The organism is Dactylosporangium sp. NPDC000521, assembly GCF_042898305.1.
In the GTDB taxonomy this organism is placed as follows: Bacteria; Actinomycetota; Actinomycetes; order Mycobacteriales; family Micromonosporaceae; genus Dactylosporangium.
In genome coordinates this window covers 113062-127391 of the sequence record NZ_JBIAYW010000008.1, presented here as the reverse complement: position 1 = coordinate 127391, position 14330 = coordinate 113062, and the positions used below count along the sequence as shown (strand labels likewise).

The 14330-nt window shown below is 73.3% G+C and carries 12 protein-coding genes; 4 read left to right on the top strand and 8 right to left on the bottom strand.

The features are described from left to right. Positions 1-30: 30 nt before the first annotated feature. Positions 31-738: a hypothetical protein gene (locus tag ACFY3L_RS26190; RefSeq protein ID WP_389329143.1), complete on the bottom strand. Its 708-nt coding sequence runs from the start codon at positions 736-738 to the stop codon at positions 31-33. A gap of 203 nt (positions 739-941) precedes the next feature. On the opposite strand from ACFY3L_RS26190, the gene nirB reads away from it, so the two are divergent. The 3 genes from nirB (at position 942) to ACFY3L_RS26175 (ending at position 5137) form a co-directional block, all read left to right on the top strand. Beyond that, positions 942-3392, top strand: coding sequence for a nitrite reductase large subunit NirB (gene nirB, locus ACFY3L_RS26185; RefSeq protein WP_389329140.1), 2451 nt, complete (start codon positions 942-944; stop codon positions 3390-3392). Continuing rightward, the gene (nirD, locus tag ACFY3L_RS26180; protein WP_389329137.1) at positions 3389-3739 is read left to right on the top strand and encodes a nitrite reductase small subunit NirD; all 351 of its coding nucleotides are present in this window, start codon (positions 3389-3391) and stop codon (positions 3737-3739) included. Before nirB ends, nirD begins: the two co-directional genes overlap by 4 nt. Before the next feature lie 264 nt (positions 3740-4003). Then, entirely contained in the window at positions 4004-5137 is a 1134-nt protein-coding gene (locus ACFY3L_RS26175) for a uroporphyrinogen-III synthase (RefSeq protein ID WP_389330084.1), read from the top strand. A 23-nt stretch (positions 5138-5160) separates the two neighbouring features. Here ACFY3L_RS26175 and ACFY3L_RS26170 read toward each other — a convergent pair whose 3' ends face one another. The 4 genes from ACFY3L_RS26170 to ACFY3L_RS26155 are packed head-to-tail and all read right to left on the bottom strand — an operon-like array spanning position 5161 to position 8577. Next, a complete protein-coding gene (locus ACFY3L_RS26170) occupies positions 5161-5406 on the bottom strand; it encodes a DUF2630 family protein (RefSeq protein WP_389329134.1) in 246 nt (81 codons plus the stop codon). A gap of 28 nt (positions 5407-5434) precedes the next feature. After that, entirely contained in the window at positions 5435-6238 is an 804-nt protein-coding gene (gene thiD, locus ACFY3L_RS26165; protein WP_389329131.1) for a bifunctional hydroxymethylpyrimidine kinase/phosphomethylpyrimidine kinase, read from the bottom strand. Positions 6239-6294: 56 nt separating this feature from the next. Continuing rightward, entirely contained in the window at positions 6295-7947 is a 1653-nt protein-coding gene (locus tag ACFY3L_RS26160) for an ABC-F family ATP-binding cassette domain-containing protein (protein ID WP_389329128.1), read from the bottom strand. A gap of 3 nt (positions 7948-7950) precedes the next feature. Continuing rightward, positions 7951-8577, bottom strand: a complete 627-nt coding sequence (locus tag ACFY3L_RS26155; RefSeq protein WP_389329125.1) for a class I SAM-dependent methyltransferase — start codon at positions 8575-8577, stop codon at positions 7951-7953. 137 nt (positions 8578-8714) lie between these two features. Between ACFY3L_RS26155 and ACFY3L_RS26150 the strand changes: the two genes are divergently transcribed. After that, positions 8715-11678, top strand: a complete 2964-nt coding sequence (locus tag ACFY3L_RS26150; RefSeq protein ID WP_389329122.1) for a hypothetical protein — start codon at positions 8715-8717, stop codon at positions 11676-11678. A gap of 149 nt (positions 11679-11827) precedes the next feature. Here ACFY3L_RS26150 and truA read toward each other — a convergent pair whose 3' ends face one another. The 3 genes from truA to ACFY3L_RS26135 form a co-directional block, all read right to left on the bottom strand. Beyond that, complete coding sequence (truA, locus tag ACFY3L_RS26145; RefSeq protein ID WP_389330081.1) at positions 11828-12634, bottom strand: tRNA pseudouridine(38-40) synthase TruA; 807 nt, start codon at positions 12632-12634, stop codon at positions 11828-11830. A 76-nt stretch (positions 12635-12710) separates the two neighbouring features. Further along, positions 12711-13262, bottom strand: a complete 552-nt coding sequence (gene rplQ / locus ACFY3L_RS26140) for a 50S ribosomal protein L17 (protein ID WP_389329119.1) — start codon at positions 13260-13262, stop codon at positions 12711-12713. A gap of 27 nt (positions 13263-13289) precedes the next feature. Beyond that, positions 13290-14315: a DNA-directed RNA polymerase subunit alpha gene (locus ACFY3L_RS26135; protein WP_389329116.1), complete on the bottom strand. Its 1026-nt coding sequence runs from the start codon at positions 14313-14315 to the stop codon at positions 13290-13292. Positions 14316-14330 lie beyond the last annotated feature (15 nt).

The window sequence follows — 14330 nt, the reverse complement described above, 5'->3', positions numbered from 1 at the left end:
CCGCCGCCGCTGCGTCGCGTACAGGAGCGGCTATGCCTTCGTGAAGGTCCAGGTGCCGGTGTCGGGGCCGCCCTGGGGCGGGCCGAGCTTGAGGGTGGTGCCGCCCGAGCAGTCGTAGCTGCTCTTCTTCAGGACGGGCTGGGCGTCGACGGCGCCGCCGGTGTCCGCGGTGCCGGTGCCGGCGAAGTCGGCGATGGAGGCCTTGTCGGCCACCCGGACCGCGGCGGGGCTGGTCAGGTCGACGGTGACGGTGAGGGTGCTGAAGTCGACGGTGCCGACGGGCTCCCACGTGCCGGTCGCCGCCGACGGGGTCTTGACGGTGCCGTTGACCTTGCCGCCGTAGCCGAAGCTGCCCTTGACGTCGCCGCCGGAGACGGTGAACGCGAAGGTGACCGGCTTCATGGAGCCGAAGTCGACCGTGGCCTTGCCGGCGCTGTCGACGGTCAGCGTGGTGCCGCCACCGCCGGTGAAGGTCCCGGTGACGGGGCCGCTGAGCTTGCCGTCGAGCCCGGTCGCCTTCCAGGTGCCGACGAGGCACGGGGCCGCGGCGCCGGTCCCGGACGTGCCGCCCGGGGCTCCGGACGTGGCGCCGGACGAGCCGCCCGGAGCCGCCGAGGCACCGGCCGAGGTCTTGCCGCTGCTGCCGGCGCTGGGGGTGCCGGCGTTGCCGCTGCAGCCGGCGAGCCCGACGCCCAGCGCCGTCATGGCCACGATGGTGACCTTGGCGGTCGAGCGCATCTGGTTCCTCCTCATATCGGGGTCGGTTACTGTCTACCCCCGCGAGCAGATCGCCGAACCCTACCGTTGGACGATCCGGCACAGCCTTCACCAGACTGTGGCAGCGCCGTAACGTCCTGCTCAACGGTCTAGTGAGGCGCTCTTAGCAGGCGCGAAACATTCGGGACCCTGGAGCGAAACCGCCCGGCGTCAGCCTTTTGGCCATGAAGGTCGTCGTTGTCGGTCACGGCATGGTCGGGCACCGGTTCCTGGAGGCGCTACGCGCCCGGGACACCGGGAACACCTGGGAGATCACGGTGCTCGCCGAGGAGCGCCGCTCCGCGTACGACCGGGTGCGGCTGTCGGCGTTCTTCGACGGCGTGTCCGCCGAGGAGCTCACCTATGCCGTGCCGGACGGCGTCGACCTGCACCTCGGCGAGCCGGTCCTGGCGATCGACCGGGCCGCCCGCAAGGTCACCACCGCGCAGGCCATGTACTCCTACGACGCGCTGGTCCTGGCGACGGGCTCGTCGGCGTTCGTGCCGCCGATCACCGGCGTCGACCAGCCGGGCGTCTTCGTCTACCGCACCCTCGACGACCTGGAGGCGATCCGGGCGCACGCCCAGGGGCGTGAGGTCGGCGCGGTCATCGGCGGCGGCCTGCTCGGCCTGGAGGCGGCGAACGCGCTGCGCCTGCTGGGCCTGCGCACCCACGTGATCGAGTTCGCGCCGCGGCTGATGCCGGTGCAGGTCGACGAGGCCGGCGGCGCGGTCCTGCGCAAGTACGTGGAGGACCTCGGCGTCCGGGTGCACCTGGGTGCCGCGACCACCGCGATCCGCCAGACCCAGACGGTCAACGCGACGCTCGCGCTGACCCTGTCCGACGGCGCGCACATCCCGGCCGACATCGTCGTGGTGGCGGCCGGCATCCGGCCCCGCGACGAGCTGGCCCGCACGATGGGCCTCCCGACGGGGGCGCGCGGCGGGGTGGTCGTCGACGAGACGTGCCGCACCGAGGACCCGGCCGTGTACGCGATCGGCGAGTGCGCGGAGATCGACGGCCGCTGCTACGGCCTCGTCGCGCCCGGCTACGCGATGGCGGAGGTCGTCGCGGACCGGCTCCTCGGCGGCGAGGCGTCGTTCCCGGGCGCGGACACGTCGACGAAGCTGAAACTGCTCGGCGTCGACGTCGCCAGCTTCGGCGACGCGCTGCGCACCGACCTGCTCGACGTCGTCTACCTCGACCCGGCGAGCGGCACGTACGCGAAGCTGATCCTGTCCGACGACGCACAGACGCTGCTCGGCGGCATCCTCGTCGGCGACGCGAGCTCGTACCCGGCGCTGCGGGCCAGCGTCGGCGGTCCGCTGCCCGCGTCGCCCCTGGCGCTGCTCGCCGGTGACGCGCCCCGAGCGGCGCTGTCCGAGGACGCGCAGATCTGCTCCTGCAACGCCGTCACCAAGGGGCAGATCACCACGGCGATCCACGAGCAGGGCTGCACGGACGTGGCGGCGCTGAAGGCGTGCACCCGCGCCGGCACCAGCTGCGGCTCGTGCGTGCCGCTGCTGAAGCAGCTGCTCGCCGAGGGCGGCGTCGCGCCCAGCAAGGCGCTGTGCGAGCACTTCACCCAGTCGCGGGCGGAGCTCTTCGACATCATCCGGGTCCGCGGCATCCGCACGTTCTCGCAGCTCGTCGCCGAGCACGGCACGGGCCGCGGCTGCGACATCTGCAAGCCGACGGTCGCCTCGATCCTCGCGTCGCTGCACAACGACTACGTCCTGGACGGCGAGCAGGCGGCGCTGCAGGACACCAACGACCACTTCCTGGCCAACATCCAGCGCAACGGCACCTACTCGGTGGTCCCGCGGATCCCCGGCGGGGAGATCACGCCCGACAAGCTGATCGTCATCGGCGAGGTCGCCCGCGACTTCAACCTGTACACGAAGATCACCGGCGGGCAGCGGATCGACCTGCTCGGCGCCCGCGTCGAGCAGCTGCCGGCGATCTGGCACCGGCTCGTCGCCGCCGGCTTCGAGTCCGGGCACGCCTACGGCAAGGCGCTGCGGACCGTGAAGTCGTGCGTCGGGTCGACGTGGTGCCGGTACGGCGTGCAGGACTCCGTCGGGCTCGCCGTCGAGCTGGAGCTGCGGTACCGCGGGCTGCGCGCGCCGCACAAGCTGAAGTCGGCCGTGTCGGGCTGCGCGCGGGAGTGTGCGGAGGCGAAGGGCAAGGACTTCGGCATCATCGCCACCGACAACGGCTGGAACCTGTACGTCGGCGGCAACGGCGGCTTCCGGCCCCGCCACGCCGACCTGATCGCGAGCGACCTCACCACCGAGGAGCTGATCCGGCTCGTCGACCGGTTCCTGATGTTCTACATCCGCACCGCCGACCGGCTGCAGCGCACGTCGGCGTGGATCGAGGCGATGGACGGCGGCCTGGACTACCTGAAGGCCGTCATCGTCGAGGACTCCCTCGGCATCGCCGGCGAGCTCGAGTCGATGATGGCGCACCACGTCGGCTCCTACGTCGACGAGTGGCGGGCGACGATCGACGACCCTGAGCGGCTCGCCCGGTTCGTGTCGTTCGTCAACGCGCCGGACACCCCCGACCCGACGATCACGTTCGCTTCCGAACGCGGCCAGCCCGTCCCCGTCGTCCTTGGAGTGCGCTCATGAAGTGGACCGTCGTGTGCCCCTATCCGCGCCTGGAGCCCGAGCGTGGTGTCGCCGCGCTCGTCGGCGGTGCTCAGGTCGCGGTGTTCCGCGTGTACGACGGTGCCGTGCACGCGATCGGCAACCTGGACCCGATCAGCGGGGCCGCCGTGCTGTCGCGCGGGATCGTGGGCAGCCGCGGTGACGTGCCGACCGTCGCGTCGCCGATGCACAAGCAGGTGTTCGACCTGCGCAGCGGCGAATGCCTCGACCAGCCTGGGGTGCGCGTGCCCGTCTACCCGGTGCGCGTCCGCGACGGCCTCGTCGAAGTGGCCGCCCCCGAGCTCGCCACGGCCGAGGCGGTCACGTGAGCGGGGCGGAGCGCCGCGAACCATGGGCGCAGTGTCTTGGGTCAGGCCGGCGCTGGAGCGCAGCGGAGGCGACGGCATGACCGGGGCGGAGCGGAGTGGAGGGCCGCGAACCATGGGCGCAGTGCCTTGGGTCAGGCCGGCGCTGGAGCGCAGCGGAGGCGACGGCATGACCGGGGCGGAGCGGAGCGGAGCGCCGCGAACCATGGGCGCAGTGCTGGCTCAGGCCGGCGCCGGAGCGCCGGCGGAGGCGACGGCATGAGCGCAATGAGCACGCTGGAGGCCGAACCGATGTCGGGTGAGGATCTTCCGCTGGCGGGGTTCACGGTCGCGGTGACCGCCGACCGGCGGCGCGACGAGCTCAGCGCCCTGCTGGAGCGCCGCGGCGCCCGGGTCGTGATCGCGCCGGCGCTGCGGATCGTGCCGGTCGCCGACGACACCGAGCTGAAGGCCGCGACCGTGTCGTGCGTCGACGTCGCGCCGGAGATCGTGATCGCGACGACCGGCATCGGCCTGCGCGGCTGGCTCGAGGCCGCCGAGGGCTGGGGGCTCGCCGAGGCGCTGCGGACCCGGCTCAACAACGCGTTCCTCATCGCCCGCGGCCCCAAGGCGAAGGGCGCCGTCCGCGCCGCCGGCATGCTCGAGGCCTGGTCACCGGAGACGGAGAGCTGCGACGAGGTCCTCGACTTCCTCCTCGGCGGCGGGTTCCCGGGCGGGATCGCGGGCCGGCGGATCGCGCTGCAGCTGCACGGAGAGCCGCACCCCGAGTTCACGACCGCGTTGCGCGACGCCGGGGCGATCGTGGTGGAGATCCCGGTGTACCGGTGGGCCCCGCCCGTCGATCCGGCGCCGCTGCGGCGGCTCGTCGACCTGATCTGCTCGCGGCTGGTCGACTCGGTCACGTTCACGTCCGCGCCCGCCGTCAGCTCGCTGCTGCGGGTGGCCGGCACCGACGCCCCCGACGTCCTGGAGGCGCTGCGGACCGACGTCCTGGCCGCGTGCGTCGGCCCGGTCACCGCCGCGCCGCTGCAGCGCCTCGGCGTGCCGGTGGCCGCGCCGCAGCGGGCCCGCCTGGGCGCGCTCGTGCGCATCCTCGTCGACGAGCTGCCCAAGCGCGCCCCGACGCTGCACGTCGCGGGTGCCGCGGTCACGCTGCGCGGGCACGCCGCGATCATCGACGGCACGCTGAAGCCGCTCGCCCCCGGCCCCATGGCGGTGCTGCGGGCGCTCGCCGCGTCGCCCGGGCGGGTCCTGTCCCGGGCCGCGCTGCTGCGTGAGCTGCCCCGCGGCGCCGACGAGCACGCCGTCGAGATGGCCGTCGCCCGCCTGCGCGCCGCCCTCGGCGGCCCCGCGTTCGTGCAGACGGTCGTCAAACGCGGCTACCGCCTCCGCGTCGACTGAGGCGGACGGCCGGCGACAGCCCTCTACTGCAGGTAGTGCTCGACCTCTTCGACCGCGTGCGGCTCGACGTCGTCGGGGGCGACGCCCTGCAGCCTCGCCGCCCGGCGGCGGCGCAGCAGGTCCCACAGCTGGTCGAGCTGCTCCTCGATGGCGCGGAGCCGCTCGTGCTCCTCGTCCTCGGAGATCTTGCCCGCCTGCAGCTGGGTCCTCAGCTTGTGCTCGTCGTCCACAAGCGCCGAGATCTGGTGGATCAACGTCTTCTCGTCCATCCCGCCATCATGCCCGGTCGGGCCGGCGTCATCGGAGGGTGAGTGACGACCACCCGAACTGGTCGATGGGTCCGGTGCCGGCGCCGATCCGCCAGTCCGCGGCGTCGCTGATCGCCCTGCCGACGAAGCCCTTCGACCAGGTGATCGCCTCGACCGGGTCGTCGCCCATGGCGAGCCGCGCGGCGACCGCCGTCGCGAACGTCGCGCCGGAGCCGTCGGTGTTGCGGCTGGCGACCCGCGGGCTGTGCAGCAGCCGCGCCGCGCCGTCGGCCCACATCATGTCGACCGCGTCGTCGCCGACGGCGAAGTCACCCCCGGTGATCACCACGTACCGCGGACCACCCGACGACAGCTGCGCCGCCGCCTTCGCCATGTCGGCGGGCGTCACGACCGCCCAGCCGAGCAGCAGCGACGCCTCCTCCCGGTTGGGGGTGGCGACCATCGCGTGCGGCAGGAGCCGCTCCACCGCCGCGGCCAGGCCCTTCCTGGACCCGCCGCCGGCGGTCTCCAGGACCGGGTCGACGACGAGGTTCGGCAGCGCGCCCGACCGGGCCCGCGCGGCGACCGCGATCGCCGAGTCCGGGTTGGGGAACATGCCCGTCTTGACCGCCGCGACCGGCAGGTCCTCCAGGACGCTGGCGAGCTGCCCGGACACCACGGTCGTCGGCTGCGGGTACACGTCGGTGGTGCCGCGCGTGTTCCGCGACACCACCGCCGTCACGACCGACGCCCCGTGCATCCGCATCGCGGCGAGGGTGCGCAGGTCAGCCTGTATTCCGGAGCCGCCGGACGAGTCGGACGCGCCGACGGTGAGCACAACAGAGGGGTTCACCGGGACATGTGAGCACGCGGTGACCCAGCGCCACGGACAACGCGTCCGTCGGAACGTCAGCCGCGCCCCTCCCACACCGGCTCGGGCACCTCCACGACCTCACCGTCGGCCCGGAAGAGCACGAACCGGTCGAACGACCGGCTGAACCAGCGGTCGTGCGTCACGGCGATCACCGTCCCGTCGAAGGTGCGCAGCCCCTCCTCCAGGGCCTCGGCGCTGGCCAGGTCCAGGTTGTCCGTCGGCTCGTCGAGCAGCAGCAGCGTCGCCCCGGACAGCTCCAGCAGCAGCACCAGGAACCTGGCCTGCTGCCCACCTGACAGCGTGCCGAAGCGCTGGTCGGCCTGCGCCGCCAGCTCGTACCGCGACAGCGCCGGCATCGCCTGCGGCCTCGGCAGCCCGGTCCGCCAGTCGTCACCCCGCCACAGGATCTCCACGAGCGTCTTGTCGAGCAGCTCCGGACGGTCGTGCGTCTGCGAGAAGTGGCCCGGGCGCACCCGGGCGCCGAGCCGCACCTGCCCGCCGTGCGCGACCGGCGCGATCTGTACGCCGATCGGGGTCTGTGCCGGGTCCGGGTCGGTGCCGCCGCGGGCGAGCAGCCGCAGGAAGTGCGACTTGCCGGTGCCGTTGCCGCCGAGGACCGCGACCCGGTCGCCGTACCAGATCTCCAGGTCGAACGGGTACGTCAGGCCGTCCAGTTCGAGCTGCTCGCACATGACGGCGCGCTTGCCGGTACGCCCGCCGGACAGCCGCATGCGAATGTCCTGGTCCTTCGGCGGGGTCGGCGGCGGCCCCGCCTCCTCGAACTTCTTCAGCCGGGTCTGCGCCGCCTGGTACCGCGAGGCGAGCCCGTCGTTGTAGGCGGCCTTCGTCTTGTACATGAGGACCAGGTCCTTGAGCTTCTGGTGCTCCTCGTCCCAGCGGCGGCGCAGCTCGTCGAGGCGCTCGTGCCGGGCGACCCGCGCCTCGTGCCACGACGCGAACCCGCCCGGGTGCACCCACGCCGAGCCGCCCTCGACCGCGACGACCCGGTCCGCGGACCTGGCGAGCAGCTCACGGTCGTGCGACACGTAGAGGACGGACTTCGACGACTCGCGCAGCCGCTCCTCCAGCCAGCGTTTCCCCGGTACGTCCAGGAAGTTGTCGGGCTCGTCGAGCAGCAGCACCTCGTCGTCGCCGCGCAGCAGCAGCTCCAGGGCGAACCGCTTCTGCTGCCCGCCGGACAGGGTCCGCACCGGCCGGTCCCGGGTCTCGTCCCACGGCTTGTTCAACGCGGCGACACTCACCGTGTCGAAGAGGACCTCGGCGTCGTACCCACCGGCCTCACCCCACGCGGCGAGCGCGTTCGCGTACCGCAGCTGCGCCTTCTCGGTGCCCTCGGCGTGCATGGCAACCTCGGCGGTGTGCAGCCGCTCCCCCGCCGTGCGCAGGTGCACCGGCGCGAGTTGCAGCGCCAGGTCGTACAGGGTGCGGTCGTCGCCGATCATGCCGATGAACTGGCGCATCACGCCGAGCCCGCCGGAGCGCGCGATCGCGCCGGTCCGCACCGGCAGGTCACCGGCCACCATCTTCAGCAAAGTCGTCTTGCCCGCACCGTTCGGCCCGACGAGCGCGACCTTGGCGCCCTCACCGACCCTGAACGACACCTCGGCGAACAGCTCACGACCGTCCGCGAGCGTGTGCCCGACCCCTGCCACGTCCACGTATCCCACGAGTCAGGAATTCTGCGCCGCGCTCGCCGGTCCGTCGCCCGCTTTTCTGACTTCGAAGATCCGGAAGCCCTTGTGGTTGGCGTGCCGGACGGCGCTGAACCCCTGCTCCTCCAGCCACCGCTGGAGCGAGTCCGCGCCGAGGTTCTTGGCCACGACCAGCCACGCGACGCCGTCCGGGGCCAGCCTGGGCAGCCAGCGCAGCAGCAGCGCGTGCAGCTCCGGCTTGCCGATCCGGATCGGCGGGTTGGACCAGATCTGCGTGAATCCGACACTGTCCGGCACGTCGCCGGGCAGCGTGGTGATCACGTTCGGGCCCGTGTTCTCCCGCGCGAGCTCCAGGGCCCGCTGGTTGACGTCGACGGCGTAGATCGTCGCCCGCGGGGCGCGGCTGGACAGGACCGCGGCGATCGGGCCGTAGCCGCAGCCGAGATCCAGCAGCGGCCCGGTCTCCGCCGCGTCCGGCAGCGGGGCGCGCTGCAGCAGCACGGCGGTGCCCGGGTCCAGACGGTGCGCGGAGAACACCCCGGCCGACGCCACCAGGCGAAAGTCCTGGTCGTCGACGGTGAACTCGACGGTGTGCCGGGTCTCGGCGGCCGCCGGCTCCGCGGTGAAGTAGTGCTCGCCGGACACGATGCCCCTCCTTCGACCGGTGACGCAACGCATTGTCCCCAAGGAGGTGAACGGCCCTGCTCGCGACCCACTCGTTCGGATTGTGCGGCACATCGCCGACGCGCCACCTCCTTGGAGTCTCGGCTACCCTGTGCGACATGACTTCTGGGAACGAGCAGCGCCGGAAGCGGCGCTCCGACTCGTTCCGCCGGGACGAGGCGGACGAGGCCGACAACTGGTTGGCCGGTCTGCGCGGCAGCGGACCTGACCCGTTCACGGCGCCGCCACCGCCGTCGTTCGACGAGCCGGCCTTCGACGACCTCCGCGGTGGACGGGATGGTCGTTCGCGTCCGGACGATTCGCCGAGCGGGTCGTTCCGGGCACCGCGGGACGACTCCCCGAGCGGGTCGTTCCGCGCACCTCGCGACGACTCCCCCAGCGGGTCGTTCCGCGCACCCCGCGACTCCGGCGGCGGTCCGGTCCGTTCCCCTCGTGACGACTCTCCCAGCGGGGTCTTCCGGGCGTCTGCGGTGCCGCCGCCGGCTGGTCCCCGGGCTCCGGAGGGCGGGCGACGCCGGGCGCCGGGCGACGACTCCCCCAGCGGGACGTTCCGCGCACCCCGCGACTCCGGCGGAAGCCCGGCCCGCTCCCCTCGCGACGACTCGCCCAGCGGGTCCTTCCGCGCACCTCGCGACTCCGGCGGAGGCCCGGCCCGCTCCCCTCGCGACGACTCGCCGAGCGGGTCCTTCCGCACGCCCCGCGACGATTCACCCAGCGGGTCCTTCCGCGCACCCCGCGACGACTCGCCCAGCGGGTCCTTCCGCACGCCCCGCGACGATTCACCCAGCGGGACGTTCCGGGCATCTCGCGGCGAACCGTCGTCGTTCCGGCCGTTGCGTGACGACTCGGCCGGCGGGGCGTTCCGGCCGGTGCGTGACGAGCCCACCGGGCCGCGGGCCGGGCGCGGCGACTCGCCGAGCGGGGCGGTCCCCCGGCCGGCCACCGTGCCACCGCCGGCACGCGCCGCGATCGAGCCGCCACCCCCCGTGGAGAGCACCGAGTCGCGCGGCGGCCGGCGCCGGGCCCGCGCCGACGACGAGCCCGCCGGCCGGCGCGCCGCGGAGCGTCGCCCTTCGGAGTCGTACGAGCACGGGCCCGCCCTCGAGCCGATCATCAAGCCGCTCGCGGACTACACGCCGCCGCGGACCTCGACCGAGCCGCCGCCGCTCGTGCCGATCTTCCCGACGATGCGCCCCGACAGCAGCCCCACCAGCGGCTCCGGCGGCTCCCGTGGCCCGGTCAGCGGCCCCCCGAGCAGCCCGACCAGCGGCTCGGGTGGCGGCCGTCGTGCCCGCCGCGCCGCGGAGGAGGCCGAAGCGTCGACGGGCGCCCGCCGCCGGTTCGACGATCCGGACAGCACCGGCCGGCGCGCCGCCGGCGGGGTGGCAGAGCGCCCTGCTGCCGGTCGGCGGGCCAGGGACGGCGACCCCGAAACGACCGCGGGACGCCGGGGGGTCGACACCGGTACATCGGCCGCCGCGGCGATGGAGACCGGCCCTGGCCGGCGGTCCCGCGCCGCCGAGGACCCGGCCGCGTTCCGGCGCGACGACACCGGCACGTCCCGGCGGGGGCGCGGTGGCTTCGAGCCCACGGGCACCGAGCCCGGCGTCGGCCGGCAACGCTCCGGCCCGGGCGTCGTCGGCGGCCCGTCCACGGGGTCGGGCTACGGTCCCGGCTACACCGAGCCGGGCACCGGCACTGGCACTGGCACCGGCCGCCGCGGCGGCTTCTACACCGGCGCCCCCGTCGGCGCGGATCGTGACGACACCTCCGGCCTCCGCCGCGACGACACGGCCGGCCTCCGCCGCGACGAGACCTCCGGGTTCCGGCGCGACGACACGGCCGGCCTGCGGCGCGACGATGCGGCCGGGTTCCGGCGGGACGACACCGGCGTGCGGGGGCGTGGGTTCGACGACCTGCCGCCGCGGCGCGACGACACCGGCACCGCCCGGCGGCGCGGCTTCGAGCCCACCGGCCCCGGCTATGACCGGACCGGCACCGGCTACGAGCCGGCGAGCGCCGCGTTCGAGGCGAGCGGCACCGCGACCCGCCGCCGCCCCAGCGCCGACGAGGCACCGCACCAGCGCCGCCCGCTCGACGACGGCCTGCCGTTCGACGAGCCGTCGGGCGCCGGCCGCCGCGGCCGCGGTCCCGGCGGCCCGGACCGCGGGACGGGTGAGTACACCACCGGCGGCACCAAGCGGGCGCTGCGGGGGGAGCCACCCGGCAACCGGCCGGCGGGTCGCCCCGACAGCAGGCGCCCCGGCGGAGCCCGCTCCACCCCGGCCGAGCCGGCCCGCGGCGTCGAGCACCGCCCGCACCGCTGGATCGCCGCGCTGAGCGTCATCGGCGTGATCGTGCTGCTCGCCGCGTGCGGCCTGGGCTCCTGGTTCATCTTCAAGGACGAGAAGAACGGCCCCGAGTCGGCCCGCTCGACCGCCAACGCCGGCCCGAAGAAGCGCGACATCAGCAGCCGGCAGGTCGACCCCAACCCGCTGACCGAGGCCGAGGTCTTCCCGCAGAACAACATCATCGCGGTGCCGGACGAGCCGCCGTACCTGATCCTGAAGACCCAGGCATCCCCTGACTGCAAGACCGCGGCCACCGACCAGCTGGCGACCCTGCTCGCCGGCGCCGGCTGCTCCGAGGTCGTCCGGGCGACGATGAAGTCGCCCAACGAGGACTACCTGATCACCGCCGGCATCTTCAACCTCGACACCGAGAAGTCCGCCGCCACCGCCTTCGAGGGCGTCAAGCCCATCGTCGACGGGCAGAAGGGCCGCTTCGCCGGCATGAGCGTCGGCGCGGGGACCGGCACCGACGCGATCGTCCGCGCCCCCACCCAGCTCGGCTGGAACTACCGGGGGCACTTCATCGCCTTCGTCGTGATCGCCAGGGTCGACGGCAAGGACTTCGCGCCCGACGACCCGTACCCCAACCAGATCACGTACGACATCGTCGAGACCTACCTGGAGAACGGCATCATCGGCAACCGCGCCATCATCCAGCCGGAAGCCACCCCAGCCGCGTCCCTTCCCGCCTCGGCCCCGCCCCCGTCATGAGCGAGCAGCGGATCCGGTCGTGATGGCGACCAGACCCGCGATTCGATCACGATGCGACGGCCGGTCGTCGTCCTGCAGTCGGCGCTGCGGCGGTCAGTCGACGGTCATTCAGCGTCACGGCGGTCCGTCAACCGGACCGTCGGCGGCGTTCAGTCGGCGTCGCGGCGGCGGCGGGTCTGCTCCGAGCGCAGGCGTAGCTCCGACGGGTCGTCGGGGTACCTGACCTCGACCAGCGCCAGGCCGTGCGCCGGCGCGACCGTCACCTCGTCGGCGCGGACCCGCCGGCTGAGCAGCCCGGCGGGCCACGACGGGTCGCGGCGGCCGTCGCCCACGAAGAGCTGGGCGCCGACGAGGCTGCGCACCATCTGCTGGCAGAAGGCATCGGCCTGCACGGTCGCCACCAGGATGCCGTCCGGGTCGCGGCGCCAGTCGAGGCGGTTGACGGCCCGGATCGTCGTGGCGTGTTCCTTGCGGCGGCAGAACGCGGCGAAGTCGTGCTCGCCGACCAGGCCGGCGGCGGCGGCGTTCAGGGCGTCGAGGTCCAGCGGCCGGGGCCAGGCGACCGTATCGTGCCGGCGCAGCGGCTCGGCGCCCGCCACGGCGTCGGTGACGCGGTACTCGTACCGGCGCGACAGGGCCGAGAAGCGGGCGTCGAACTCCGGCGGGACCTCGGCGGCCGCGTGGACGCGCACGTCGAGCGGGAGCAGGCCGGCGAGCTTGCGCAGCAGCGTGGACGACAGGGCCGCCCAGCGCTCGGCGGGGACGTCGACGTGGCAGACCTGGCCGGTGGCGTGGACGCCGGCGTCGGTCCGGCCCGCGACCGTCAGCCCTTCGACCGTGCCGAAGAGGCGGGTCAGCACCGTGGTCAGCTCGCCGGCGACGGTGCGGCGGGTCGGCTGGACCGCCCAGCCGGAGAAGTCGGTCCCGTCATACGCCACGTCGAGGCGGACACGGATCAACGCACATCCTCCAAAAGAACCAGCCCGGCACCCCGTCGCGCGGGGTGCCGGGCCGTCGATTTCAGGCCGGTGGTTAGGCCTTCTTCTCGTCGTCCTCGTCCGCGGCCGGCTCGTCCGCCGACTCCGCCGCGGCGGACTCGTCGGAGGCGGTCGCCGACGCGGCCGCGGGGGCCTCGTCGGTGTCCTCGCCGGCCAGAACCGCGATCGAGTCGGCCTTGGCGGCCTTCCGGGCGGCGGCCTTGCGCGGCGCCGGCGCGGCGGCGACCTCGAGCTCCTCGACCAGCTCGATGATCGCCATGGGGGCGGCGTCACCCTTGCGCGGGCCGGTCTTCACGATCCGGGTGTAGCCACCCGGACGGGTCGCGAACCGCGGCGCGATCTGGTCGAACAGCTGGAACACCACGTCCTTGTCGCGCACCACGGCGAGCGCTTGACGGCGCGCGTGCAGATCGCCGCGCTTGGCCTTGGTGATGAGCTGCTCGGCGAGCGGGCGAAGCCGCTTGGCCTTCGTCTCGGTGGTCTGGATGCGACCGTGCTTGAACAGTGAGGTGGCGAGGTTCGCCAGCATCAGCCGCTCATGCGCGGGGCTGCCGCCGAGGCGGGGACCCTTGGTGGGCGTGGGCATTGGGGCTCCTCAATCAACAGCAGCTGGTTAGAGCTGCTCGGTCTCGCGGTAGTCGTCGGTGTCGTCGTAGGAAACATCGGCGAACGAGTCCACGACGTGTGCCGGGTCGAACGTCGGGGCGGAGTCCTTGAGACCCAGACCCATCCCGGCGAGCTTCATCTTGACCTCGTCGATCGACTTCTGACCGAAATTCCTTATATCGAGGAGGTCTGCTTCCGTGCGGCTGATCAGCTCCCCGACGGAGTTGATGCCCTCGCGCTTGAGGCAGTTGTACGAGCGGACGGTGAGGTCGAGCTCCTCGATCGGCAGTGCCAGGTCGGCAGCGAGCTGCGCGTCCTGCGGCGACGGGCCGATGTCGATGCCTTCGGCGTCCGTGTCGAGCTCACGGGCGAGGCCGAAGAGTTCGACGAGGGTCGAGCCGGCCGAGGCCAGCGCGGTGCGGGGAGTCAGCGACGCCTTGGTCTCGACGTCGATGATGAGCCGGTCGAAGTCGGTGCGCTGCTCGACGCGGGTGGCTTCGACGCGGTACGTGACCTTCAGCACCGGGGAGTAGATGGAGTCGATCGGGATACGACCGATCTCCTGGCCCTGCTGCTTGTTCTGGTTCGCGGTCACGTAGCCGCGACCCCGCTCGACGGTCAGCTCCATGTCGAGCCGGCCCTTGCCGTTGAGCGTGGCCAGCTTCAGGTCGGGGTTGTGCACGGAGACGCCGGCCGGGGGCTGGATGTCGCCCGCCGTGACGTCACCGGGGCCCTGCTTGCGCAGGTACATCGAGACCGGCTCGTCGTGCTCGGAGCTGACGCAGAGCTCCTTGACGTTCATGACGAGCTCGACGACGTCCTCTTTGACACCGGGGATCGTGGTGAACTCGTGGAGCACACCGTCGATCTTGATGCTGGTCACCGCGGCACCCGGGATGGAGCTGAGCAGGGTGCGGCGCAGTGAGTTGCCGAGGGTGTAGCCGAAGCCGGGCTCGAGCGGCTCGATGGTGAACTTGGACCGGGTCTCGCTGATCAGTTCTTCGGCGAGGCTCGGACGCTGGGAGATGAGCACTTCTGGTTCCTCCAG